The organism is Nocardiopsis tropica (assembly GCF_042660575.1).
In the GTDB taxonomy this organism is placed as follows: domain Bacteria; phylum Actinomycetota; class Actinomycetes; order Streptosporangiales; family Streptosporangiaceae; genus Nocardiopsis; species Nocardiopsis tropica.
In genome coordinates this window covers 190505-215009 of record NZ_JBHSUF010000012.1, presented here as the reverse complement: position 1 = coordinate 215009, position 24505 = coordinate 190505, and the positions used below count along the sequence as shown (strand labels likewise).

Here is a 24505-nt window from a genome sequence, read left to right as displayed (position 1 = left end):
AACTTTCCCCGGATAAGCCCGCGACCTGCGGCATCCTCAAAAGTTGTCCGTTGACCCCCCACGAAAGGGTGATGCGCCCACCTTCACGCCGGCTTCCATCCCCGACCTTCCCGTTCCCACGGACCAGCAGGCACACCCAGGATTTCCAGAGGACTCGGACCCGCCCTCCGGATCCGTCACCAGGGTGGGCGCCGTCGAACCGGCAACGAACGGGGAGCATATTCGGCATTCTCCGGAAAACTCGGAGCCAAACCCTCTTCCCAACCACGAGAAATGCCGAGGAATTGTTATCCCCTAAAGAAAAACGATTCAAGGATTCGAATTTATGCGCTCTCCGGGCGAAGACATGATTTCCGACTACGGGACATCCACGGAACGGACCGTGTTCTCCCTGGGACGGCAGGAGGAAGAGTTCGTCCAACTGGCCGACACCCGCGTGATCGTGGCCATAGCGAACGGTGTGCTCCGGCAAGGGATGCGGACGCTCCTGGAAGAGCTGCCGCTCGGGTTCCTGCACACCGTCCCGACCATACGGGAGGCGGATTTCGGTGCGGCCGAGTCGCCGCGTTCCATCCTGATCCTCGCCGAGGCCGAGTCCGCACCCCCGGACTGGACCCTGATCCCGCCCGGGTTCAAGACCCTTGTCCTCCTCGCCAAACCATCCGGGATCGACTCGCTGGACCGGTACTCGCAGACCGACGGCTTCCTTCTGCAGGACGAACTGGACGTCCACGTCCTCGGCGACACCCTGTCCCGTGTGCTGTCCGGCCAGTTCCCCCTGCCCTCTGCCGTGGCACGCAGGCTGATGACCCAGGGCATCATCCAGAGGACGACACTGACCCGGGCCGTCCAGCTCACAGAACGCCAGCACGAGACCCTGCGCCTGCTCTCGGAAGGGTTGAGCAACCGACAGATCGGACGCCGCCTGCGCATCTCGGAACACGGCGCCAAACGGCTCGTCGCAAGCGTGTTGACCAAGCTCGATGCCCCCAACCGCGCCGGCGCGGTCGCCATCGGCCTTCGCGAGGGTCTGCTCCCCTGACGGGCTGGGCGAAGGGAAAGGAATCGTGAAATACCCCTGTGGTGAGCACTATCGGACCCCCGTTCTCCCCATAAGAAAAGGGAACCCCCGAAACGGGGTGCGGAGATAGTCTTCCCCGAGACGGAACCACATTCTCGACAATGATCGCCATGGACACCTCCCCGGCCGACTCAGAATTCAAAGGATTCGGGACCGTGTTTTCATTCATCAGTGTGAGTCAGCCGGACACCACCAGCAATGGCTGAAAGGGCGGCCGTGCTGGCATACCCGTTCGGGTGTGGGGTGGTGTCCCGCAGAAGCAGCCCCGCACCGTGCTCACCCCGCCGGGGCGCGGACGCCGGCCGACCCCCTCGAGAAGGGGACCGGGGCCGGGAGGCGGTGCGGCCGCACACCGCGACGGGGAGCGGAACGGGTGCGGCGGCCACGCCACCATCCGTCCACCCCGAGGGACGGGACAGCGGGGGGCGCGGCGTCGGGCGGGGGCCGCTCCTAGGATCGGCGTGGAGGCCGTGGGCACGGGATCCGGGGGAAGGGCAGGCCGACCGCGGGATCCAGGGACCCGGTGTCGCTACAGGTACGCGCTCCCCCGACAGGGCCGAGGACACGGGGGCGCGCCCGTGGGAGCCCCGGGCCGGGCATGAGAAGAGCCGACGAGGGGACTTGAACCCCTAACCTATCGCTTACAAGGCGATTGCTCTGCCAATTGAGCTACGTCGGCCGACCGCCCGGGACCCCTGGCCCCGGGTGCGTCCACCCGAATGGTACCGGTTCGGACGACGCCTGGCCCACTCGGATACGGAACGGGACCGAAGTCTGCCGATACGTCCCCACCTGGTCACCCGTGGCGACGGGGCGGACACGAACGGGGGCGCCCAGGCTACGAACGCACCCGATCCGGCAAAAAGACGCCCGGAGCGTTTCGACGTCCGATTAGCCGCCTCCTCCCCCGGAAACGGGAGGGGGACATGCCCCTGCCGCGGGGCGGAGAGGTGGGAAGGACATGGCCGGCAACAGAGGCGTGGTGTACCAGGGACCCGGCCGGGTCGAGGTCGCCGACATCGCCTACCCGGAGTTCGTCCTCAGGGACGGGCCCGGCGTCAACCCCGCCAACGTGGGGCGGCAGCTCCCCCACGCGGCGATCCTCAAGGTGGTCGCGACCAACATCTGCGGGAGCGACCAGCACATGGTCCGGGGCCGCACGACCGCACCGCAGGGCCTGGTCCTCGGGCACGAGATCACCGGCGAAGTGGTCGAGACGGGGCCGGGCGTGGAGTTCGTCGGGGTCGGCGACCTCGTCTCGGTCCCGTTCAACATCTCGTGCGGCCGGTGCGTGAACTGCAAGTCGCGCCGGACGGAGATCTGCCTCAACGTCAACCCCGACCGCCCCGGCTCCGCGTACGGCTACGTCGACATGGGCGGCTGGGTGGGCGGCCAGGCGAAGTACGCGCTGGTGCCCTACGCCGACTGGAACCTGCTGAGGTTCCCCGACAGGGACCGGGCGCTGGAGAAGATCCTCGACCTGACGATGCTCTCGGACATCTTCCCGACCGGCTACCACGGCTGCGTGACCGCCGGCGTCGGCGTGGGGTCGTCGGTGTACGTCGCGGGCGCGGGGCCCGTCGGGCTGGCGGCGGCGGCCTCGGCCCTGCTCCTGGGAGCCGCGGTCGTGATCGTCGGCGACATGAACGAGGCACGGCTCGCCCAGGCCCGCGGCTTCGGGTGCGAGACGATCAACGTCGCGGAGGGCGACCCGGGAGACCAGATCGAGCAGATCCTCGGCGTCCCCGTGGTGGACTGCGCGGTGGACGCCGTCGGCTTCGAGGCCCACGGGTCCGGGAAGGACGCCGGGAAGGAGGCGCCCGCCAGTGTCCTCAACACCGCGATGGAGGTGACGAGGGCGGGCGGTTCGATCGGTATCCCCGGCCTGTACGTGACCGGTGACCCCGGCGCCGCCGACGAGGCCGCGAAGGTGGGCTCGCTGTCGATCCGGTTCGGGCTGGGCTGGTCCAGGTCGCACGCCTTCTTCACCGGCCAGTGCCCGGTCATGAAGTACCACCGGGAGCTGATGGCGGCGATCCTCGCCGACCGCGTGCGCATCGCCGACGCCGTCAACGCCGTGGCGATCCCGCTGGAGGAGGCCCCGCAGGGCTACCGCTCCTTCGACGAGGGCGCCGCGAGCAAGTACGTGCTCGACCCCAACGGCTATCTGGGCGCCGCCGCGTCCTGAGCCGCCCGAACCCGGGGCGGCGCCCGGCCGCCCCGGCTCAGGCGTCGGGGTGCTCGCGCAGCAGGCGCAGCACCTCCGCCTCGACGGGGCCGCGGGTGGCGAGTTCCCCGACGGGCGTCCTCCTCCCCAGCTCGGTGAAGGAGACGTGGACGGTGATCCCGCGCTCGCGGAGGCGGAAGACCCGGGGGTCGATGTAGGAGGCCCGGGCCACCGCCTCCGTGTTTCCCAGGTGCTCGGCCACCTCACGGGACACGTGCGCCGCCAGCCTCCGGTGCGCCGCCTCGCCGTCCGGGTCGGCCGCCACCGCGAGGCCCACCGCCGCGAGCACCGTCGCATGCCACGTGCGGAACTCCTTGACCGTGCAGTCGCCGCCGGAGACCTCCCGGAGATAGGCGTTGAGGTCCTCACTGCGCACGTCGTGCCAGCCCTCCGGCACGCGGTGGGCGAACAGCCCCTGCCCCGGCGAACGGGCCCGCCGGAGGGAGGCGACGACCCGGCACACCCCCGGTTCGGCGCACTCGAAGCGCTGCTCCCGGCCGGACTTGCCGGGGAACTCGAACACCACGGCGCCGCCCTCGCGGCGGGCGTGCTCGCGCAGCAGGGTCGCCACGCCGTAGGACTCGTTGCGGGCGGCGTACTCCTCGCCCCCGGCGCGGAGGAAGCCCAGGTCGATCAGCCGGACGGCCGCGGCCAGGACGCGTTCGCGCCCGAGTCCGCGCCCGGCCAAGTGTTCGGCGACCCTGTCCCTGATCCCGGGCAGGAGTTCGGCGAAGTCCAGCATCCTGTCGTACTTGGCCTGCTCGCTGCGGTACCGCCACTCCGGGTGGTAGAGGTACTGGCGGCGTCCCGCGTCGTCGGTTCCGCACGCCTGGATGTGCCCGTCCGGCGAGGGACAGATCCACACGTCCCGCCAGGCCGGCGGCACCGCGAGCCCCTTGACGCGCCGCACCTCGTCCGGGTCGGTGACCGGCTCCCCGGAGGCGTGGTGATAGCGGAAGCCGCGCCCGCGCCGTACCCGGGTGATGCCCGGGGCGTCCGTGTCGCTGCGCCGCAGCCGGGGCCTCCCCTGCCGGGACGGCGGGTCGGCCCGGCCGCTCACGGAGCCGCCCGGGGACGGCGCCCGGTTCCGCCACGGGCGGCCGCGTGGACCGCCCCGTCCTCCGGCATCGCGCTCACCCGCCTCCTCGTCGTCCGGGAAGGATGTGGGTGCACAGCTACCCGGGCCGCGGAGCGTGAAAACGGGACGGCCCCCACTGCCGGACCCGGCCCCGCGGCGGCGGGCGGCGGGCGCCCCCGGGACCGGCGCGACCGGCGGGCCTGCGGCCCGGGACGCCGACGGCCCCCGGTCGGGGCGACCGGGGGCCGTGCTCACGCGTGCGCGGGTCAGACCGCCTCGGCGCGGCGGCGGGACACCGCGTAGAGGGAGACCCCGGCGGCGACGGAGGCGTTGAGCGACTCGGCGTTGCCGATCGGGATGCTCGCGACGACGTCACAGGCCTCGCGCACCAGGCGCGACAGGCCCTTGCCCTCGGAGCCGACCACGATGACCAGCGGCCCGGTGGCGAGTTCCAGGTCGGGGATCCGGACGTCGCCGCCGGCGTCGAGGCCGACCACGAACAGCCCGGCCTTCTTGAAGCCCTCCAGCGCCCGGGTCAGGTTGGTGGCCTGGGCGACGGGCAGCCGGGCGAGGGTGCCGGCGGAGGTCTTCCACGCGGTCATGTTGACACCGGCCGAGCGGCGCTCGGGGATGACCAGGCCGTGCGCGCCGAACGCGGCGGCCGACCGGGCGATGGCCCCCAGGTTGTGCGGGTCGGTGACCCCGTCCAGGGCGACGATCAGCGGAGGGGTGTCGGAGTCCTTCGCGGCGTCCAGCAGGCCCTCCGGGGCCCAGTACTGGTACGGGCGCACCTGGAGGACGAGCCCCTGGTGGACGGCGCCGGGCTGGCCGTTGCTCTCACAGCGGCGGTCGAGCTCGGTCTTGGTGACCTCGACGACGTCGATGCCCCGGGCGCCGGCCATCTTCGCGGCCTCGTTGACGCGGTCGTCGGGGTCGAGGCTGTTGGCCAGGAACAGCCGGGTGGCGGGCATTCCGGCGCGCAGCGCCTCCACCACCGGGTTGCGACCGACCAGCAGGTCGGAGCTGTCGGACCGGCGCTCGGAACGGGCCCCGTCCTGCTGTCCGCCACCGGGACCGCGCTTGGCGGCGCGCTGGCGCTGCTTGCCGTCGTACCAGTGCCGTTCCGACGCGGGCAGGGTGCCGCTCTTGCCCTCCAGGGACCTGCGGCCCTTGCCGCCGCTGCCCTTGGTCGGACCCTTCTTGCTCTTCTTCGCCGTCATTGGTCGCCGCTTCCCCGTACGTGTTGCGAGCATGCCGGAGGCGCGCTGCATCCGGCTGGTGGAATATCGCCGACCAGCGCGAGGCGCGGCGGCAAACTCCCAGAGTAGTGCCGCCGCGCAACCGCACGCGTCCGGTCAGCCCCGGCGCAGGTCCCATCGGGAGCCCTGCGGGGTGTCCTCGACCACGATTCCCGCCTCGGCGAGCTGGTCCCTGATGGCGTCGGCCGCCGCGTAGTCCTTGCGGGCGCGGGCCGCCTTGCGCTGTTCGAGGGCGACCGCCACCAGGGCGTCCACGACCTCGCCGAGCCCCTGGTCCGCGCTCGACCACTGCTCGCTGAGCGGGTCGAGGCCCAGGACGGCCAGCATGGCGCGCAGTTCCCCGGCGATCTCGGCGGCCTGCTCCTTGCCCCCGGAGGCCAGGGCCGTGTTGCCCTCGCGGACGTGGCCGTGCACGACGGCGAGGGCCTGGGAGACCCCGAGGTCGTCGTCGAGGGCGGAGGCGAACCCGTCCGGCACGCGGTCGGCGGGGGCGACCTCGCCCAGCACCTCGACGGCGCGGGTGAGGAAGCCCTCGATCCGCTGGTAGGCGGCGGCCGCCTCCCGGAGCGCGGCGTCGGAGTAGTCGATGGTGGAGCGGTAGTGGGCCTGGCCGAGGTAGTAGCGCAGTTCGACCGGGCGGACCTTCTGGACCATCTGCGGGATGAGCAGGGAGTTGCCGAGCGACTTGCTCATCTTCTCGCCGCCCACGGAGAGCATGCCGTTGTGCAGCCAGTACTGGGCGAAGCCGTCGCCGGCCGCACGGGACTGGGCGAGCTCGTTCTCGTGGTGCGGGAAGATCAGGTCCAGCCCGCCGCCGTGGATGTCGAAGCTGGGGCCGAGGTACTTGGTGGCCATGGCCGAGCACTCCAGGTGCCAGCCGGGCCGGCCGCGTCCCCACGGGGTGTCCCAGCTGGGCTCGCCCGGTTTGGCGCCCTTCCAGAGGGCGAAGTCGCGGGGGTCGCGCTTGTCCCGGTCCGGATCGGAGTCGGAGGACTCCATGACCTGGTCCAGCCGCTGGTTGGAGAGTTCGCCGTAGGACGGGTAGGAGCGCACGTCGAAGTAGACGTCGCCGCAGCCGTCGTCGGAGGCGTAGGCGTGGCCGTCGTCGATGAGGCGGCGCATGAGGTCGATCATCTCGGGCACGTGGCCGGTGGCACGCGGCTCGACGGTGGGCGGCAGGCACCCGAGGGTCTCGTAGGCCCGGGTGAACGCGCGCTGGTTGCGCTCGGTGACCTGCCACCAGGGCACGCCCTCGGACGCCGCGACCCTGATGATCTTGTCGTCGATGTCGGTGACGTTGCGGCAGAAGGTGACGTCGTACCCGCTGTGGCTCAGCCACCGCCGCAGGATGTCGAAGTTGACCCCGGAGCGGATGTGGCCGATGTGCGGGGGTGCCTGCACCGTGGCACCACACAGGTACAGGGAGGCGGATCCCTCGCGCAGGGGGACGAACTCGCGGACCTGTCGGGCACTGGTGTCATAGAAGCGCAGACTCACGTTGTCAAGCCTATCCGCTTTCCCCTCGGGGCTGCGTCACAAACCACGAACTCCCACGCCGGTCGTTCCCCCTTCGGTCATCCCGAAGTGCGTATATGTGTTAAGCCGTATTCGGGAAGAGGGGGCGCGGGAAAACACCTCCCCACCGCCCGCCCCCGGGGATCAGCAGGCCGCCAGACCCTGCATATTCCGACAGAACACCCCAGAACACCCCCGAGTGTGCCGGTCGGGAAGCAACCGTAATCGGTCGGAATCTCGTGTTAGCGGCACCGACTCGACTACGCTGCGGTGGCGATGGCCCCTTACAACAACACCCCCGGATCAAGGACACGGAACGGTCGGCCCGCAGGTCGCGTCACGGGAGCCGGAGCTCTCGCGGGTGGTGCCCTGTTCGTCGGGCTCATCGCACTGTGCGCCCTCGTCATCTCCTACAACGGCATCTTCCAGTTCGCCGAGTACGGCGGCCACGCGGGCAGCGCCCTGGCCCACGTGTTCCCGGTGACCTACACCCTCCTGCTGATCATGGCGTGCTGGGTGAGCTACCTCCTGCGCGGGGCGCACCCCCGCGAGCGGCTCTGGGTGGACCTGGTCCTGATCCCGGCACTGATCATGTTCGCCACCGCGGCCATGCTGCTGAGCAACCTCGAACTCGTCGAACGGGTGCCCGAGGGGATCGCCCGGGTCGTCGTCGCGGTGGCCCCGCTCGCCGCCCTGCTCGTGGCGTTCCTGCTGTGGATGACCGTCCGTGCGCACATGCGCAGACGCCGCCGCACGCCGACCGCCCGGCCCCGCCCCTCCGACGACCCCGCCACCGTGCTGCACGCGCGCGCGGTGGTCTCCCCCGCCCGCGTGCCGGACGAGCCGGACGGGCCGGACGACACCGCCCTCAGAACCCGGCTGCTGCGCCTGGGCCCCGACGACCGGGACACGGAACCCGTGGACGGGGGGCGGTCGCACGAGGACGGGGAGTTCGTCCGGATCCGCCCCCGGCCCGAGGCGACCGCCGCCCCGGAGCGGCACGATGGCGGCTCCGGGGCGACCGGGAGCCGCCCGTACGAGGAGCCGGAGGACGAGCCGTACGACGAGCCGGACGAGTTGCCGGAGGACGACCGGGAGGACGACCGCGACCACGGCCCGGAGGAGCACGGGGCCGAGGTGGGACCGATCGCCGCACCGGCGCCGGGGAGGGCGTCCCGTCGGGGACACGGCCGCCCCGGCGACGAGGACGACGAGGCGCCGACGCTCCCGCTCCCCCGGCGCTCCCGGAGCGGGCACAACCCGATCAAGCTGGCGGCCGAGCAGCCCCCCGTGGTGCCCGGCGCCGCGGCCCCCGGGCCCGAGCCCGCGGAGGACCGGTCCGGTGGCGCGGCCGCCCACGCCGACGCCGGCGGGCCGGTCGAGGCGGTCCCGGACCACCTCGCCGACGAGGGCTTCGACCACGAGCCGCCGCCAGGCGACCCGGCCTCCGACGAGGCGGAGGCCCCCGCCGCCCTCCCCGTTCCCGGAGGGGAGCCGGAGGCGGTCGGCGGCGAGGGGTCCGTGCCTGTGGCGGAGACCGCGTCGGCCCCCGCCGCCCGGACACCGGCGGAGAGCGCTTCCCGGTCGGAGGACCCGGACCACGGGCCCCACGGGGAGGACCGCGGCTACGCGGAGCACGAGGGCTACGGCGGGGACGGGCCCGCCGACGCGGTGGCCGACGCGGTGGCGGAAGGGTCGTCGGACCTGTCGGTGGACGGGCCCGCGGACGACGGCACCGGCCCCGGGGACGGCCGTGTGCCGGCGACCGCCCTCTGGGAGCCCCCTGCGAGCGCCGACACGGGGGCCGGGGTCCTGTCGGACTACGTGCCGCCGGTGTGGACACCTCCGGAGGACGACGGGCCCGCGGACGAGGACCGTGTGGAACCGGATCCCGAACCGGCGCCCGTGCTCGACCACGACACGGGGCCGACGGTGCGCGCGGCGTTCCGGATCCCCCAGGCGCCGCCGGAGACCGTCGGCCCGACGCCGGCGCCGACAGCACCGGAACCCGCGGAACCGCACCCGGCGGAGGCCGCCCCGGTACCGGGGGCGGGGGACGTGTCGGCCCGGGAGGGCGTGCCCGGTCCCGGGCCCGGGGCCCCGGAAGGGGAGCCGGACGTGGAACCCGGGGAGGAGCATGGAGAGGAGCCCCTGCCCGAGGTGGAGGAGCTTCCGTCCGCCTTCGGCCCCGGCGCCGAACCGGAGACCCGGGCCCCCTCGGACCGGGAGGCCCCGGAGGACGGGGCCGGGTCCCGCGCGGACCGGCCCGGACCGGAGCGCCTGCCCCTGACGAAGCGGAGCGTGCGGACGCCGGTGGAGAAGCGCCCCATGGTGCTCAAGCCGCCCCGTCCGCCGCTGCCCGACTTCGCGGCGGGACCGCCGTCGCGGCGCGTGCGCAGCGAACCGCTCCGCCCCGACGAGTGAGCCGTGCGCCCCGCCCGGTCGTCCACAGCCCCGCGGAAGGGGTGGCGGGCGGCGACCGGGCGGGCCATGCTGTTGCCGGGGGCGCGTGAGCGCCCCGCGGGGAGGGGTGGCCCCCATGCCAGAACATCCCCCGCCCGTCCGGCGCCAACCACCCCCGCACGCCCTGTGGACGACCTGGGCCCCCGGGCTCCCGGTTTCCGATCGGGTGCGAGGCGCACCCCGGTGTCTCCTGCGTCCCGTTCAGAGCCTCGGGCGGGCTGCCGCGCGAGGGTCGGTGCACGAGGACCGGCACCCTCCGCCGTGAGGGCCGGCGCCCTCCGCCGCGAGGGCTACTGCCCGGGTGTGCCTCCGGGTCGACCGGCGGTCGCGCCGCGCCACCGGGAACACGACCGGCCGAGCGCGACGCCCCGCCGCCGGCCGCGCCGTCCGCAGCACCGGACGGGGGCCGGACCTCGGGGACGGACCGCGGGGCCGCCCGCTCACGGCCTCCGCGTACCGGCCGGTCCCTGACACGCCCCCGGACACCGGCACGCCCCCGGACACGACGAAGGTCCCGCACCCCCGGGTGCGGGACCCCTCTGTTCGCCGTTCGTCCCCTCGCCGCCCCTCTGGGGGCCGGGCCGCACCGGAGCCGTACAGGCCCGGCGCCGCCGGCGAGCGGGTCAGTCCACCGCCGCGCACAGGGCCGTGGCGACGGCCGCGATGCCCTCGCCGCGGCCGGTGAGGCCCAAGCCGTCGGTCGTGGTCGCGGAGATGCTCACCGGCGCCCCCACGACCTCGGAGAGCGTCTTCTCGGCCTCGGCGCGCCGGGGCGAGAACTTGGGACGGTTGCTGATGATCTGGATGGCGACGTTGCCGATCTCGAAACCGGCCGCGCGAACGCGCGCCGCGGTCTCGGTGAGCAGCGCGGCGCCCGAGGCGCCCTTCCACCGCGGTTCCGCCGTGCCGTAGTTGGACCCGAGGTCCCCCAGGCCGCAGGCGGACAACAACGCGTCGCACGCCGCATGGGCGGCGACATCGCCATCCGAATGGCCGCTGACACCGTCTTCACCCGGCCATTCCAAACCGGCGAGAAAAAGTGTCCGTCCAGGAGAAAACGGGTGGACGTCCGTTCCGACGCCCACCCGAGGCATATTCGTCATGAATGACGCGATTCCGTGACTGGAGTTCAGGTCGTGAGAACCTCGTCGAGGAGGGCCTCGGCCTTGTCCTCGTTGGTCTTTTCCGCGAGGGCGAGTTCGCTGACGAGAATCTGGCGCGCCTTGGCGAGCATCCGCTTCTCGCCGGCGGACAGACCGCGCTCCTTGTCCCGGCGCCACAGGTCGCGAACCACCTCGGCGACCTTGTTGACGTCGCCCGACGCCAACTTCTCCAGGTTCGCCTTGTAGCGCCTGGACCAGTTGGTGGGCTCCTCGGTGTGCGGTGCGCGCAGCACCTCGAAGACCTTGTCCAGGCCTTCCTGCCCCACCACGTCACGAACGCCGACGTCCTCGGCGTTCGCGGCCGGCACACGGACCGTCAGATCGCCCTTGTCGACCCTCAGAACGAGGTAGATTCTGTCCTCGCCCTTAATGGTGCGAGTCTCGATCGCTTCAATACGAGCAGCCCCATGATGGGGGTAGACAACAGTGTCGCCGACCTTGAAAGCCATGTGACAGGTACCCCTTCCGCTACCACAAGGATACCACGAATCTGTGACTTAACGTACCTATTAGGTTTGCGAACACGCAGGTCAGGGCCCCCTTTTCGGGGGTTGACAAAGTGTACCCGAGGCCTGTCGCGGGCCTGGTCAGGACGTGTCCGAAAGGCTTCGGAGCCCCCTGGCCAGCGGAACCGCGCGCCCTTGGCGAAGGGTCGGGAGAGGTCGGGCGCGGCCCGGCTCCGCCCCTCTTCGGAGGGGTCGAAGCGACGGATGTCACGATTTTGCGCCGACCGGAACCCCCTTTGTTCCGGCAGCGCCCCGCAGCCCCGCCGACGGCCCCGCGCCACCGGCGCGAACCCCCTCCGCCACACGGGCGCCACGGGTCTCCCCGGGGATCAGCCCTCCGGGTCGTAGTCCTCGCGCTTCTCGCCCGTCACCATGTAGACGAGGTTGTCGGCCACGTGCACCGCGTGGTCACCGAAGCGTTCGTAGAAGCGTCCGACGAGGGTCACGTCCATGGTCGCCTCCACCCCGTACTCCCACCCGGGGGCGAGGATGCGCTGGAGCAGCTTGCGGCGCAGGCGGTCCATCCGGTCGTCGTCCTTGTCCAGCTCCAGTGCGGTGTCGGGGTCCCTGTCGACGATGACCTCCCCGGCCTTCGTGACCAGCAGCTCCGCCTGGTGGCCCATCTCCAGGACGATCGACCGGACCGGCTTGGGGATCGCCGAGTCGGGGTGCCTGCGGCGCGCGATCTTGGCCAGGTGGACGGCGTGGTCGCCCATCCGCTCCAGGTCGCCCCGCATGTAGAGCGCGGTGATGATGGTCCTCAGGTCGGAGGCGACCGGCTGCTGCCGGGCCATCAGGCTGAAGGCCGTGTCCTCGATGTCCTGGTCGAGGCGGTTGATCGCCTCGTCGCCGGAGATGACCTCCTGGGCGGCGTCGATGTCGCTGTCCAGCAACGCCGTGGTCGCGCGTGCGACGGCGTGCCTGGCCAGTCTCGTCATCTCGACGAGGCGTTCGGTCAGACTGTCAAGGTCCTCGTGGTACGTATCGCGCATGGCGTCAATGCTCCCAGTGGTTGTTTGAAGAGTCGGCCAAGGTTTGGTGAACGATGGAAGAACCTCGGTTGTGTCGTCTGCCCTGACCGGGTAAAGCTCCAGTCCGCACGTTTACGATCGAATCGTGCAAGGGGAACTTCTCGCCGCTGTGACCGGCATCTTCGGACTCGTGACGGGCGTCGTCATCGGCGTCCTCGCCGGTCATTTCTTCCGTACGGGTACCAACGAACGCCGTCAGGCCCCGGTGCCCCAGCGCCACGACGGCACCACCCTGCCACCGGGGATCGCCGAGGTCCTCTCCGCACTTCCCTCCTCCGCAGTGGTCCTGGACTCCGCCGACAGGGTCCTGCGCGCCTCCTCGGCCGCCCGCGCCTTCGGCCTCGTCCGGGGCGAGGAGCTGGTCATAGGCGAGCTCCTCGTCCTGGCCCGCAAGGTGCGGCGCGACGGGGTCATCCGGGAGACCGACATCGAGGTGGCCGTGCGCAAGTTCGGCCCCGACGCGACGTCCTTCGCGGTGCGCGTCGCCCCCCTGGGGGGAACCGGCCTGGTGCTGGTCCTCGCCGAGGACCAGACCGAGCACCGGCGCGTGGAGGCGGTGCGCCGCGACTTCGTGGCGAACATCTCCCACGAGCTCAAGACCCCGGTCGGCGCGCTGTCCCTTTTGGCCGAAACCGTACAGGACGCCAGCGACGACCCGGAGGCGGTGCGCCGCTTCACCGACCGCATGCAGACGGAGGCCGCGCGGCTGACGGCGGTCATCCAGGACCTCATCACGCTCTCGAGGATCCAGGGCGCGGAGCCGATGGCCGAGCCCACCAGGGTAGAGCTCGGCGGCGTGGTGGAGGAGGCCCTGGACGCGGTGCGCATGCCCGCGGACGCCAAGGGGATCGAGCTGGTCGGCAGCGGCGCCGAGGGCGTCACGATCCTGGGCGACGAGAGCCTGCTGGGCACCGCCCTGCGCAACCTCATCGCGAACGCCGTCGCCTACAGTCCCAAGAACACCCGGGTCGCCGTGTCGGTCGGGGTGTCCCGCTCCAGCGTGGACATCAGCGTCACGGACCAGGGGATCGGCATCCCCCAGCAGGACCGGGAAAGGATCTTCGAGCGGTTCTACCGTGTGGACGCCGCTCGGAGCCGGGCCACCGGTGGTACCGGCCTCGGCCTGGCGATCGTCAAGCACATCATGACCCACCACCGTGGAGAAGTGACCGTGTGGAGCAAGGAGGGGTCGGGGTCGACGTTCACACTGCGTCTGCCCAGACCCGACGACCGGGGGCCCGACGCCACCCGGAACACCGATCAGCAGGAGGCGGCACAGTGACTCGTGTACTTGTTGTCGAGGACGAGGAATCGTACAGCGACGCCCTGTCGTACATGCTTCGCAAGGAGGGCTTCGAGGTCGCCGTGGCGCCCACCGGAACGGTGGCGCTGGAGACCTTCGACCGCACCGGGGCCGACCTGGTGCTGCTGGACCTGATGCTGCCGGGCCTCTCGGGAACCGAGGTGTGCCGGACGCTGCGGCAGAAGTCCAACGTCCCCGTGATCATGCTCACCGCCAAGGACTCCGAGATCGACAAGGTCGTCGGTCTGGAGCTCGGCGCCGACGACTACGTGACCAAGCCGTTCTCCTCCCGCGAACTCGTGGCCCGTATCCGCGCGGTCCTGCGGCGCCGGGGCGAGGACGAGGTCGTCCTCCCCGCCGCCCTCGAGGCCGGTCCCGTCCGCATGGACGTGGAGCGCCACGTGGTCACGGTCCGCGGCGACAGCGTGCAGCTGCCCCTGAAGGAGTTCGAGCTCCTGGAGGTGCTGCTGCGCAACGCCGGGCGGGTGCTGACCCGGATGCAGCTCATCGACCGGGTGTGGGGCGCCGACTACGTCGGTGACACCAAGACCCTCGACGTGCACGTCAAGCGGCTGCGCGCCAAGATCGAGGAGGACCCGGGCAGCCCGCGGTACATCGTGACCGTGCGCGGTCTGGGCTACAAGTTCGAGCCGGTCACGGTCGACGTCTGAGGGCACGGGACACCCGCGGGGCCTCCCCGTCCCCCGTCGCCTCCCCCTTCGTTCCCGTGCCCCGGGCCGTGGACCGGCCACGGCCCGGGCGGCACGCCGTTCCCGCCCCCTGCGGAGCCGGGGGCCGCTCGGGCGTACGCGCGGGCCCTCGGGAGCCGTGCGGCGATCGCCGCCGCGTCGGCGCCCCCGTCCGGCCCGACGGGGCGCACCGCGGGACGGACCGCCCTCCGGGGCCGCGTGGCGGCCCCAGGGCCGCTGCGAGTCGGATCCGCCCGGAAATGTACCCGCGGGCGGCCACGGGCGGGCACAGGGGCCCTCAGGCCTCCAGGACGACCGTGAACGGCCCCTCGTTGGTGAGGGCGACCGACATCTTCGCGCCGAACACCCCGGTGGCGACCGTGGCGCCCAGCCCGCGGAGCTCCTCGACGACCGCGTCCACCAGGGGTTCCGCCACGGGCCCGGGGGCCGCGGCCTGCCAGGTGGGGCGCCGCCCCTTGCGGGCGTCCCCGTAGAGCGTGAACTGGCTGACCACGAGGATCGGCGCGCCGGAGTCCGAGCAGGACAGCTCGTCCTCCAGGATCCTCAGTGTCCAGAGCTTCTTCGCGATCCTGGCGGCCTCGGAGGCCGTGTCGGTGTGCGTCACCCCCACGAGCGCCATCAGCCCGGGCCCGGTGATCTCCCCGACGACCCGGCCGTCGACCGTCACCGACGCGTGCGAGACACGCTGCACGACCGCGCGCATGGTTCCCCCTCGTTCTTCTCTTCCCCCGCGCCCGCCGTCCGGCGGGCCGCCGTTCGCCGCCCGGTCCGCGCTACCGCGACCGCTGGAACTGGTTGAGCGCCCGCAGGCGCCGGGTGTTGGTGATGATGCCGGTCAGCGACACCACGAACGTGGTGATGGAGTCGGCGAAGTCCTCGATCCTCCACTCGCGGGGGCCGGTGTACCAGGCGAGGCCGTCGCCGGTCAGCTCCTCCGGGGTGAGGTCGGCGAGCGCGGCCGAGGCCAGGATGTTCGCCCACCGGTCGACGTCGTCGAAGATCACCGCGTACGGCAGGTAGCGCGAGTAGAGCTCCACCCTCCGGCCGGGGAGGGCCTGTTCCGCCCGGGGGCTCAGCAGGAAGTCGCGGAAGCCCATCGTGTGCGCGTACACGCTGCTGCCCAGCTTGGTCTTGGCGGGCATGTACTGGGCTCCCGCCGTGACGGCGGCGCCCGCGATGACGACCGCGAGGCCGGAGAAGGCCGCGCCCGTGAAGACCGCGAGGACCCCGGTCAGGACCACGCCGGCCGCCGTCAGCGCCATCCCGACCGTGCTCCAGCGGGTGCGCACCTGGCTCGGCGACCGGGCGAACCACTTGAGCCGCACCATGTCCCGGTACAGCTCCTCGCGCACGCGGTCGATCCTGGCGGGGAAGTCGGCGGAGGCCCGCGGCGACCCCAGCTGCGACAGCCGCACCGTGCGCCGCTCGCCGAAGAGGGCGTCCAGCAGCAGCCACTCGGAGGCCAGCAGGGTCTCCCCCGGGGGGCCGTCGAGCCGCACCAGGCGCCAGTCGACGGACGTGAAGTGCTCGTGCGGCAGCTCCTCCAGCCGGATGTAGCCCCGCACCGCGAGGTCGAGCACCGCCCCGGTGAGGTCGGCGATGTCGACGCGTTCGTCGATGAGGGTGCCGATCTGGCCGGGGTGCACGTCGTCCGGGGGCGCGAACCTCAGCTGCCCCCGCTCGCCCTCCTCGACCGGCGCGTGGTCGCCCTCGGAGGCCTCCCGGCGCAGCGCGCGCTCGTCCCGTCCCCGCACCCGGATCAGCACGGCCAGGCCGCCGACCAGGACGACGAGGAGGAGGCCGAACACGCCGGCGGTCGCCGGGGTCACCGCGAAGGCGGACGCGAGCGACCACCTCCGGGTGAGGATGGGTTCGCCCTCGGCGGTGCCCGAGGGGTAGTTGACGACGATGTCCAGCCGGTCGTCGGGCTCCATGTCCGCCTGGAGGAAGTGGGCGACGCCCGCCTCCGGCCCCATGTCGGACGCGGTGCAGTACATGGCGCTGCGCGGTTCGCCCGCCAGGCACGAGAGCGCCTCGGGCGGCATGGGCGCGGTCACGGTGACGTCGGTGGACTCCACGGTGTGGCTGTAGGCGCCGACGGCCCTCCACTCCATCTGGACGCCCTGGGTGACCTCGCTCACGGTCCCGCCCACCCTGTAGGTGAGCACCACGCCGGCGGTGGCCGCGGTGGGGATCCGCGCGTACAGCGTCCCGTCCGTCTTCTCGACCTCGACGGCCAGGGGGCTGCCGTCCAGGTCGGTCGCCTCGACACCGGTGACCTCGAACTTCCTGTCGTGGTCCGTGTCGTAGAGCATCGTCTCGGTGAGGGCCCTGGTGAACTCCGCGGGGGCCCCGCCGCTGAAGGTGATGGTCTCCTCGCCGTGGAGGACCCCCGCGCGGTCGAGCTCCAGTCTGACGTCGTTGGTGATCAGCGGATCGGCCGCGCTCCCGAGACCGACCGCGCCGGTCCGGTCCGGCGCGCCCCCCGGTACTGTGGTGGCCGGCGCGGCTGCCGTCGCGGCGTGGGCCTCCCCTTCCGGCCACACGACGCCAGGCGCCGTGACCAGCACGGAGCACACCGAGAGGACCGTCGTCGCCACGACGGCCGGGCGCCAGGAGCCGACCCACCACATGACGCGAGAGCCTATCCGGTCCCCCCGCGCGCTGTTGTCACAGGGCACCGCGGGCGGCTCCGTGCTCCCGGCCCCCGGGAGGCGGCCGTGGTGAGGCGCGGGCCGGCCCCGGTCCCGGAGTTCTGGTCGGAGCGGCCCGGGTTCTTCCAGCGGATGGGGCTCGGCGTGTCCCTCACGCTCGGAACGGGGCTGGCCGCGGTCGCCTTCACCGGTTTCCTGGCGTTCTCGGCGATGCTGTCCTCCTCCGACGCCGCGTGGTCCCACCCGGTGGCGTCGGCCGGCCCGGCCGACGGGGGCGGCGAGCACCAGCGGGCCGTGTCCACGGGAGGGGACATGCTCGGCGACAACCCGCTGTACCGGATCGGGGAGCTCGGCGAGGTCACCTGCGAGGCCCCCGAGCTGGACCCGGAGGACCCGGAGTCCGTGGAGGGGTTCGTCCACGAGATCGCCGACTGCCTCGACCGGGCGTGGAGCGCCTACTTCGCGTCGGCGGGGATGGAGTTCTCGTCCCCCAACCGCGTGTACTGGTACTCGGCGGGGCACAGCCCGTGCGGCGCGTTCCCGACGCAGGGCACCGCCGCGTTCTACTGCCAGGCCAACCAGGGCCTCTACCTGGGGGTCGAGGACATCGTGGAGGCCTCGGCCGGGAGCGACAGGCCCGAGGCGTACACGTTCCTGCTCAGCCACGAGTACGGGCACCACGTGCAGGGCCAGTCGCGCATCCTCGCCGAGTTCCACGAGGCCCGCGCCGGGGTGGACCGCGAGACCGCCGACGAGCTGACCAGGCGCAACGAGCTCCAGGCGAACTGCCTGGGCGGGGTGTTCCTGGGCGCCTCCGGCCCGGGGCTCGGCCACGGCGGGGCCGAGCGGGAGAATATCCTCGACGACGTCGGCCTCCGGTCCGACCGCGGCGGGGACCACACCCACGGCTCGGCGCGCAACGGCCGGCTGTGGACGGCGCACGGCATGGACCGCGTGGACCCGGGGGCGTGCAACACCTGGGACGCCCCCGAGGACCTGGTCGAGTGAGGCGCTCGCGGGGGCGCGGACAGGGGCCTGGCCGTCCGGCCCGGCCGACGGCGACGACAGGGCGGGCGGACAGGGGTGTACGCAGGGTTCGGTGAGTCTCCCCGTTCAACGCCGCCCGGTCAGGCGCGGCGCGCCGACCGGCGGGCGCTCGGTATGGTGACCGCCCTCGTGGTGGTGCTCCTGGCGCTGGCGATGCTGTCCTGGACGACCGTCAGCGAGGAGGCCTCCGGTTCCGGCGCGGCGCCCGAGGGGGCCGGTGACGGCGCGGCGCCCGAGGGGGCCGGTGACGGCGCGGCGCCCGACACCGACTTCGACGACAAGCCGGGGCAGAGCCCCTCGGGGGACGCCGCGGCCACCGGCCTGGCCGACCCGTTCGGGCAGCGGGAGAGCCCGTCGGGGCACGAGGCCCTGGTCGCGAACCCGCTGTACGGGACCGGCCGCCTGAGTCCGCGCCCGTGCCCGGCGCCCGGGCTGGACGTGGACGACACGGAGTCGATGAAGGACTTCCTGGACTCGGTGGCGGACTGCCTCGACGACGCCTGGGCGACCCAGTTCGCCCGCGCGGGCATCCCCTTCACCCCGCCGGAGCGGGTGTTCTGGGACGAGCCCGGGGTGAGCCCGTGCCGCCCCTACCCGTCGCAGGCGGGCGCGTTCTACTGCCGTGCGAGCACGAGCATCTACATCGGGACCGCCGACGTGGTGGAGAAGTGGAACGGCGCCACGCGGCCGGTGGTGTACGCGTCCCTGCTGGCCCACGAGTACGGCCACCACGTCCAGGGCGAGTCGGGGCTGCTGGAGTACTACCACGAGCAGCGCCAGCTGGAGGAGGACCCCCTGGAGCGGAACGCGTGGACGCGCCGCAGCGAGCTCCAGGCGAACTGCCTGTCCGGTGCGTTCCTGGCCTCCGTCCGCGTGAGCTTCCCGCTGGACGAGGACGACTTCGAGGCGGTCCTCGGCGACGCCAGGGCGACCGCCGACCGCGAGGACGGCGGCGAGGAGGAGCGCACGCACGGGTCGGCGGACAACAGCGTGCACTGGACCAGCCGGGGCTGGGAGGAGCAGACGCCGGCCGCCTGCAACACCTGGGACCTGGACGACGAGACGCTCGTGCACTGAGCGCCGGCTCCGGTCACGCGGGCGGTGCACCGGACCGGGCCGCCCGGTGCGCCGGACCGGCCGCGGGCCCCGCGTCCCGGGCGGCGCGGGCGCGCGGGACGGCGCGGAAGCGCTGCGGGACAGGGGATCCGCGCGGTCGGCCCGGCCCGTCGGGGCCGTCCCCAGGTCTTCTCCGGTGCTGTCGCTCGGACACGCAGCGTGGCAGGATGCTTGACATGTCGGACCTCACCGCCCCCCTCAGCGCCCATGAGCCTGACCCGACCGCCCCCGTCCCCCCCGTCGTCGTCTCCTCCCCGTCCGCCCCCGAGCCCGCCTCCGCCCCGACCGCACCGGGCCCCGCCGCGCACAACTGCGTGGAGCTGCGCGTGCACGGCGTCAGCGGCGGCCAGGCCGAGGAGCTGCTGGACGTCGAGCCCGCCATGCGGGTGGGCGGCGACCGCCTGGCCGGTTTCTTCCGGTGGCGGCGCAAGGCCGACACCGAGACCGTTCCCGGGGTGCGCCGGGAGATCTTCGCCTGGGGCAACCTCACCTCCGGCAGGTCCTCCCGGGCGCTGTGGCTGCTCCTGCTGCCGTTCATGCTGATCAACGTCGCGTACTGGATGCGGCCCGGGCGGATGGACCGCTCCCCCACGGGCGTGCGCCGGCTGGCCAACAACGCGTACGGGGCGGGCGTGCGCCTGCTGGCGCTGACGCTGACGATGCTCATCACCCTGGCCGCCGGGGGGATCGGCATGGACCTCGTCGCCTGGCAGTGCGCCGCCGGGCAGGGCGAGGAGTGCGTCCGGGTGCTCCCGTGGCTGGCGTTCCTGGCCTCGCCCGCGTCGCTGCTGTCCGCGCCGGGGACGGCCCTGCTGGTCGGCGCCGTGCTGCCGGTGGCCGTGGTGCTGGTGCTGTGGCGGCTGTCGCGGCGCACCGCCGCCGACTACGAGGTGGTCTCCCCGGCGGTGCCGCCCCGGGAGAGCGCGGCGGCGCCGCTGAGCCACGCCGACTTCTGGCGCAACAGCGAGACCATGGCCAGGCTGCGCTCGGCCCACATCTCGGTGGCGCTGGGGACCGTCGCCGCGCTCCTGCTCGTCCCCGCCCTCCGGCACGACCTGATCTCCCCGTCGGGCGGACCCGGCGGCGACTCCGTCCTGTGGGGGGCCGGGACCGTGCTGGCGGTCCTGCTCTCGGCGGTGGTCGGGGGGAGCGCCCTGAGCGTCCTGGTCCCCGGCGTGGACCCGCGCTGGAACGCCCGGGCCGACCGGGTCTGCCGCCTCCTGCGCGACGCCACCCTGGTCCTGGGCATCGCGGTGGCCGTGTACACGGCGTGGCCGCGCCCGGAGTGGGCTGCCGCCGGACGGCTGCCCGGCAACGGGGCGATCCTCAACACGCTGTTCGCCGTGCAGGCGTCCCTGGTCCTGCTGATGCTGGCCGCCGCGCTGGTGCTGTTCGCCGCCGACCGGGCCCACGACGGGGCGGCGATGCGCGGCCTGGCCGGACCGGCCACGGCCGCCCTGGGCGCCCTCCTGGGCGGCGGCTTCTCCGCGGCCCTGGTCTACCAGGGCTCGCTGTGGCTGAGCGGCTGCGGCTCCCTGTCCGCGCCCGGCGCCCCCTGCCTGCCCCTGTCCGCGCCCTCGGCCTACTCGTGGCTCCAGCTGACCTTCGCGCTGGAGGCGGCCATCGCGGTGGGGCTGGTGGCGATGCTCGCGCTGGAACTGCGCCGGAGCACGCGGGCGCACCTGCCGAAGGTCGCCGAGGACTACGCGCGCAGCGTGCGCGACCGCCGTACCTGGGAGATCGCGCGGGCGCGGGCGGCGGGGCGGATGACCGAGGTGCTGCCCTCCGTGATGGTGGCCCTCCTCCTCCCCGCGGGGGCGCTGGGGGTCCTGGCGCTCTACTCGACCCTGACCGGCAACCTGGGGGCCGGACCGGTCCCCGCGGCGACGGCCGTGGCGGGCGGGGCCCAGGGGGTCGCCCAGGGCACGGTGTCGGGTCTGATCGGCGTCGGTTCGCTGCTCGGCGGGGCGTCCCTGGTGGCGCTGGCGCTGATCGGGCGCAGCGCGTACCGCGACCGGCCGACGCGGCAGGCGGTCGGAGCGCTGTGGGACGTCGGCACGTTCTGGCCGCGTGCGGCCCACCCGCTGGCGCCGCCGTCCTACGCGGAGCGTGCCGTGCCCCAGCTGTCCGCGAGGGTGGCGAGGATGACCCGGGAGGACACCGACGTGGTGCTGTCCGGGCACTCACAGGGTTCGGTGCTGGCGGCGGCGACGGTGTGGCAGCTGCCGTCCGACTGCCTGGGCCGGATCGCGCTGATCACGCACGGCTCACCGCTGGACCGCCTGTACGCCAGGTACTTCCCGGCCTACTTCGGGCCGGGGCCGTTCGCCGACCTGCGGGAGCGGGTGTCGGTGTGGCACAACCTGTGGCGCGTCACGGACGCGATCGCCGGACCGGTGCGGTTGCGGGACGCGTCCGGAGGGGAGGGGGACCTGCTCACCGTGGAACAGGCGGAGCCGATCCCGGACCCGCGGGGCTACGACGCCCCGCCGGGCGAGGCCAGGAGGCCCGAGATCCTGGGCCACTCGGACTACACGGGCGACCCGGCCTACGCCGGGGCGCTCTGGCGGGTGATGGGCGCCATGAACTGCGCGGACGCCTCCCGGACGGACGCGGCCCCGGAGGGGCGCCCGTGACCGCCGGGCGGAGGCGGCCTACCAGGGACCGTAGGGGCCGTTGTTGCGGTTGCCGCCCACGCCCTTGACCGCCGGGCGCACGTCGAGGAGGAAGACCAGGGTGGCCACCAGGCCGAGGATCACGAACATCCCGCGGCCGGAGAACACCGCCAGCAGGGAGAGGCCCGAGGCCAGGCCGGTGAGGACGATCCACAGCTTCTTGGTCTGCTTGTCCATCAGCTCGAACGCCGCGGCGGGCGTGCGGATCGCCTCGATCAGCGCGTACAGACTGGCCACGAAGGTGACCAGGTAGATGGCCTGCCAGATCAGTCCGAACAAGACGCACACTCCCGAAGACGTTCCGAGCGGGGGGACCGCCCGCTCTCCACCGTAAACGGATCGCGGGCGCCGATCGTGCCCGCGGAGGTTCGGATCACACGTGTCGCGCCTCCCGCGCGGCCGGGTGGACCGGTGGCGCCCGCGGAGGCGGATCCGCGACCTGCGGGGCCGGAGGTCACACCGGGATGTGCCAGAGGCAGGTGACCGCCGCCAGGAGGAACGCCGAGCCGCCCATGATGACCGCGCCCGCGTGGTACGGGAGTTCTTCGGCGGGGCGCAGGAGCCGGTTGACCCGCTGCATGACGCCGGGTTCGGCCTCGCTGACCGCGGCCATGGCCCCGGCGGGGACCGGCGCGGGGCCGGCGGCGCCGAAGCGCAGCAGTGCCATGGCGAGCTCGCGGGAGGAGCTGCGGCGGCTGGCCTGGTCGTCGGCGCACATCTCGATGAGCAGGGCGACGGTCTCGTAGTAGGTGCGGACCAGGCGGACCCGCGGGAACGCGCGCTTGAGCGACGAGAACGGCAGGAGCACCAGGTCGTGGCGCTGGCGCAGGTGGGCGTGCTCGTGGGCCAGGACTGCGGCCAGCTCGCGGTTGTCGAGGACCGCGAGCGCTCCGGCGCTGATGACGACCTGGGAGCGCAGGACGCCCGGCAGGCAGTAGGCGGCTGCGGCCGGGTGGTCGACCACCCGGGCCCCGGGCACGTCGGGGTGCTCGCTCGCGACGAGTTCGAGGAGGTCGTGGTGGCGCCGGCGGACGCGGACGACCTGCACGAAGGAGGAGACGAGGCCGTAGAACAGCACGAGGGTCAGTACGAGGGCGAGGACGACGGCCACGACGTGGCTGACGCCCTCGACGCCCTGGGAGAGCTCCGTGAGGATCAGCCGACCCGTGACGAGGTCGGTGGCGAGGGCCAGGGAACCGCCGGCCGCGCCGAGCTGGTAGGAGGACAGCCCGAAGGCCAGGAGGGCGCCGATGGTGGACACGCCCCAGGCCAGGCCCAGGGTCTGCCAGGTGATCACCGCCGTGTAGGGACCACGCGAGGGCCACTTGGCCCGGTGGAGCGCCTCCATGGCGATGAGGCAGCCGACCGCGACGAGGGAGAGTAGGGCGGCACTGACCATACGGACTAGTTCCTTGGCTGCTCGATTTCCGAGAGTGCGCGCCGGAGCGCGGCAGCCTCCTTGCCGTCCATGGACTGGACGAAGGCGGCCAGGGCGGCGTCGCGGTCACCGGTCTGTCCGAGCGCGTCGAACATCAACTCGGAGACGTAGGCCTCACGGCTGGCTGCCGGACGGTATCGCCACGCACGACCCTCGCGTGCCCGGGTGACGACCTTCTTCTTGGCGAGCCTGTCGAGCACGGTCATGACGGTCGTGTGCGCCAGGTCGCGCTCCGCGAGCGCTTTGCCGACCTCACGAACCGTCATCGGTTCATTCCGTGCCCACAGTACATCCATCACCGCGCGTTCGAGTTCGCCGAGCCGATTCATGACCACGAGTCTACTTGGGGTCGTACTACAGGCCGTCGTACCCCCACGTTAAATCCTCGTCTCCTGCGGGACAAGGGATTGCGCCCTCCGATTCCGGGCCCCGGGCCCGGCGCCGGAGGGGTGCGGGACCGGTCCGGGGCGCCGCCGCCCCGCCCGAAGTGAGGCGGATCGCGTTCACGGGGACCCTGGTCAGGGGCCCGGGGGCGGTGGCGGGTGGGGCGGGGCGGGTGGGACGGTCCGCCGCGGGGCGCGCGTCCGCGCCGGGCGCCGGTCGCGCGGGGCTGTCCGGCGGGAGGCGGGTCGCGCGGGGCGTCCGGGGTTCGAGGTGCGACCGGTGCGATACTGCCCCTCCGCACCGGAAGGAAGCACCATGGGTTCCCCAGAGCGCCACCGCGTCGACCTCGTCCGCGGCGACATCACCGAGCAGGGCGTCGACGCGGTCGTCAACGCCGCCAACAGCTCCCTCCTGGGCGGCGGAGGGGTGGACGGCGCCATCCACCGCAGGGGAGGGAAGGAGATCCTGGCGGAGTGCCGCGCGCTGCGCGCCGGGCACTACGGGGGCGGTCTGCCCGTCGGGCAGGCGGTGGCGACCACCGCGGGCAGGCTGCCCGCGCGGTGGGTGATCCACACCGTGGGACCGGTGTACAGCTCCACCGAGGACCGGAGCGCGCTGCTGGCCTCCTGCTACGGCGAGTCCCTGCGGGTCGCCCACGAGCTGGGTGCGGAGTCGGTCGCGTTCCCCGCGATCTCCACCGGCGTCTACCGCTGGCCGGTGGACGATGCGGCGCGCGTGGCGGCGCACGCGATCCGCACCGCGCGGCCGCGTGTGCCGGAGATCCGGATGGTGCTGTTCGACGACGCGGCGCTGGCGGCCTTCCGGGCGGCCTTCGAGGCGTCCTGACCGTCGCAG

The 24505-nt window shown here is 73.0% G+C and carries 20 protein-coding genes and 1 tRNA gene; 9 read left to right on the top strand and 12 right to left on the bottom strand.

Annotated elements, in window-relative coordinates:
* Window positions 1-382 precede the first annotated feature (382 nt).
* Window positions 383-1042: a response regulator transcription factor gene (locus ACFQBR_RS20655; RefSeq protein WP_344176570.1), complete on the top strand. Its 660-nt coding sequence runs from the start codon at window positions 383-385 to the stop codon at window positions 1040-1042.
* A 645-nt stretch (window positions 1043-1687) separates the two neighbouring features.
* Here ACFQBR_RS20655 and ACFQBR_RS20650 read toward each other — a convergent pair.
* Window positions 1688-1760 (bottom strand) — tRNA-Thr (locus ACFQBR_RS20650).
* A gap of 282 nt (window positions 1761-2042) precedes the next feature.
* On the opposite strand from ACFQBR_RS20650, the gene fdhA reads away from it, so the two are divergent.
* Window positions 2043-3269 carry a formaldehyde dehydrogenase, glutathione-independent gene (fdhA, locus tag ACFQBR_RS20645; RefSeq protein WP_344176572.1) on the top strand — a complete coding sequence of 409 codons (1227 nt, stop codon included), beginning with the start codon at window positions 2043-2045 and terminating at the stop codon, window positions 3267-3269.
* Window positions 3270-3306: 37 nt separating this feature from the next.
* On the opposite strand, the gene ACFQBR_RS20640 is transcribed toward fdhA, so the two are convergent.
* The 3 genes from ACFQBR_RS20640 to cysS form a co-directional block, all read right to left on the bottom strand.
* The gene (locus ACFQBR_RS20640) at window positions 3307-4368 is read right to left on the bottom strand and encodes a DNA topoisomerase IB (protein WP_344176575.1); all 1062 of its coding nucleotides are present in this window, start codon (window positions 4366-4368) and stop codon (window positions 3307-3309) included.
* A 284-nt stretch (window positions 4369-4652) separates the two neighbouring features.
* A complete protein-coding gene (gene rlmB / locus ACFQBR_RS20635) occupies window positions 4653-5606 on the bottom strand; it encodes a 23S rRNA (guanosine(2251)-2'-O)-methyltransferase RlmB (RefSeq protein WP_344176577.1) in 954 nt (317 codons plus the stop codon).
* A 135-nt stretch (window positions 5607-5741) separates the two neighbouring features.
* Window positions 5742-7142, bottom strand: coding sequence for a cysteine--tRNA ligase (gene cysS / locus ACFQBR_RS20630; protein WP_267947809.1), 1401 nt, complete (start codon window positions 7140-7142; stop codon window positions 5742-5744).
* Between the two features lie 294 nt (window positions 7143-7436).
* Here cysS and ACFQBR_RS20625 point away from each other — a divergent pair, with 294 nt between their 5' ends.
* Window positions 7437-9584: a DUF2637 domain-containing protein gene (locus ACFQBR_RS20625; protein ID WP_344176692.1), complete on the top strand. Its 2148-nt coding sequence runs from the start codon at window positions 7437-7439 to the stop codon at window positions 9582-9584.
* Window positions 9585-10246: 662 nt separating this feature from the next.
* Here ACFQBR_RS20625 and ispF read toward each other — a convergent pair.
* The 3 genes from ispF to phoU form a co-directional block, all read right to left on the bottom strand.
* On the bottom strand, window positions 10247-10717 hold the full coding sequence (gene ispF, locus ACFQBR_RS20620) for a 2-C-methyl-D-erythritol 2,4-cyclodiphosphate synthase (RefSeq protein WP_267947807.1): 471 nt from the start codon (window positions 10715-10717) through the stop codon (window positions 10247-10249).
* A gap of 35 nt (window positions 10718-10752) precedes the next feature.
* A complete protein-coding gene (locus tag ACFQBR_RS20615; RefSeq protein ID WP_267947806.1) occupies window positions 10753-11235 on the bottom strand; it encodes a CarD family transcriptional regulator in 483 nt (160 codons plus the stop codon).
* 386 nt (window positions 11236-11621) lie between these two features.
* Complete coding sequence (gene phoU, locus ACFQBR_RS20610; RefSeq protein WP_267947805.1) at window positions 11622-12284, bottom strand: phosphate signaling complex protein PhoU; 663 nt, start codon at window positions 12282-12284, stop codon at window positions 11622-11624.
* Window positions 12285-12408: 124 nt separating this feature from the next.
* On the opposite strand from phoU, the gene ACFQBR_RS20605 reads away from it, so the two are divergent.
* Window positions 12409-13605 carry a sensor histidine kinase gene (locus tag ACFQBR_RS20605; protein ID WP_378554131.1) on the top strand — a complete coding sequence of 399 codons (1197 nt, stop codon included), beginning with the start codon at window positions 12409-12411 and terminating at the stop codon, window positions 13603-13605.
* Window positions 13602-14297 (top strand): response regulator transcription factor, encoded by a 696-nt coding sequence (locus ACFQBR_RS20600; protein WP_267947804.1) that lies wholly within the window; start codon window positions 13602-13604, stop codon window positions 14295-14297. The genes ACFQBR_RS20605 and ACFQBR_RS20600 overlap by 4 nt, the downstream gene beginning before the upstream one ends.
* 316 nt (window positions 14298-14613) lie before the next feature.
* Here the strand turns inward: ACFQBR_RS20600 and dtd are convergent, their stop codons facing one another.
* Together dtd and ACFQBR_RS20590 are read right to left on the bottom strand one after the other, a co-directional pair.
* Complete coding sequence (gene dtd, locus ACFQBR_RS20595; RefSeq protein WP_344176580.1) at window positions 14614-15039, bottom strand: D-aminoacyl-tRNA deacylase; 426 nt, start codon at window positions 15037-15039, stop codon at window positions 14614-14616.
* 70 nt (window positions 15040-15109) lie between these two features.
* Window positions 15110-16969: a DUF2207 domain-containing protein gene (locus ACFQBR_RS20590; RefSeq protein WP_344176582.1), complete on the bottom strand. Its 1860-nt coding sequence runs from the start codon at window positions 16967-16969 to the stop codon at window positions 15110-15112.
* An 87-nt stretch (window positions 16970-17056) separates the two neighbouring features.
* Between ACFQBR_RS20590 and ACFQBR_RS20585 the strand changes: the two genes are divergently transcribed.
* The 3 genes from ACFQBR_RS20585 to ACFQBR_RS20575 all read left to right on the top strand — a co-directional run bounded on the left by ACFQBR_RS20585 (window position 17057) and on the right by ACFQBR_RS20575 (window position 21789).
* A complete protein-coding gene (locus ACFQBR_RS20585) occupies window positions 17057-17998 on the top strand; it encodes a neutral zinc metallopeptidase (RefSeq protein WP_431061476.1) in 942 nt (313 codons plus the stop codon).
* 75 nt (window positions 17999-18073) lie between these two features.
* Window positions 18074-19114 carry a neutral zinc metallopeptidase gene (locus ACFQBR_RS20580; protein WP_378554128.1) on the top strand — a complete coding sequence of 347 codons (1041 nt, stop codon included), beginning with the start codon at window positions 18074-18076 and terminating at the stop codon, window positions 19112-19114.
* Window positions 19115-19329: 215 nt separating this feature from the next.
* Window positions 19330-21789: a hypothetical protein gene (locus tag ACFQBR_RS20575; protein WP_344176697.1), complete on the top strand. Its 2460-nt coding sequence runs from the start codon at window positions 19330-19332 to the stop codon at window positions 21787-21789.
* An 18-nt stretch (window positions 21790-21807) separates the two neighbouring features.
* Here ACFQBR_RS20575 and ACFQBR_RS20570 read toward each other — a convergent pair whose 3' ends face one another.
* From ACFQBR_RS20570 to ACFQBR_RS20560, 3 genes are all read right to left on the bottom strand, one after another.
* Window positions 21808-22107, bottom strand: a complete 300-nt coding sequence (locus ACFQBR_RS20570; RefSeq protein WP_267947799.1) for a DUF2516 family protein — start codon at window positions 22105-22107, stop codon at window positions 21808-21810.
* 175 nt (window positions 22108-22282) lie between these two features.
* On the bottom strand, window positions 22283-23227 hold the full coding sequence (locus ACFQBR_RS20565; RefSeq protein WP_344176587.1) for a M56 family metallopeptidase: 945 nt from the start codon (window positions 23225-23227) through the stop codon (window positions 22283-22285).
* Window positions 23228-23232: 5 nt separating this feature from the next.
* The gene (locus ACFQBR_RS20560; protein ID WP_267947797.1) at window positions 23233-23595 is read right to left on the bottom strand and encodes a BlaI/MecI/CopY family transcriptional regulator; all 363 of its coding nucleotides are present in this window, start codon (window positions 23593-23595) and stop codon (window positions 23233-23235) included.
* A 370-nt stretch (window positions 23596-23965) separates the two neighbouring features.
* Between ACFQBR_RS20560 and ACFQBR_RS20555 the strand changes: the two genes are divergently transcribed.
* Window positions 23966-24496 carry an O-acetyl-ADP-ribose deacetylase gene (locus tag ACFQBR_RS20555; RefSeq protein WP_344176589.1) on the top strand — a complete coding sequence of 177 codons (531 nt, stop codon included), beginning with the start codon at window positions 23966-23968 and terminating at the stop codon, window positions 24494-24496.
* Window positions 24497-24505 lie beyond the last annotated feature (9 nt).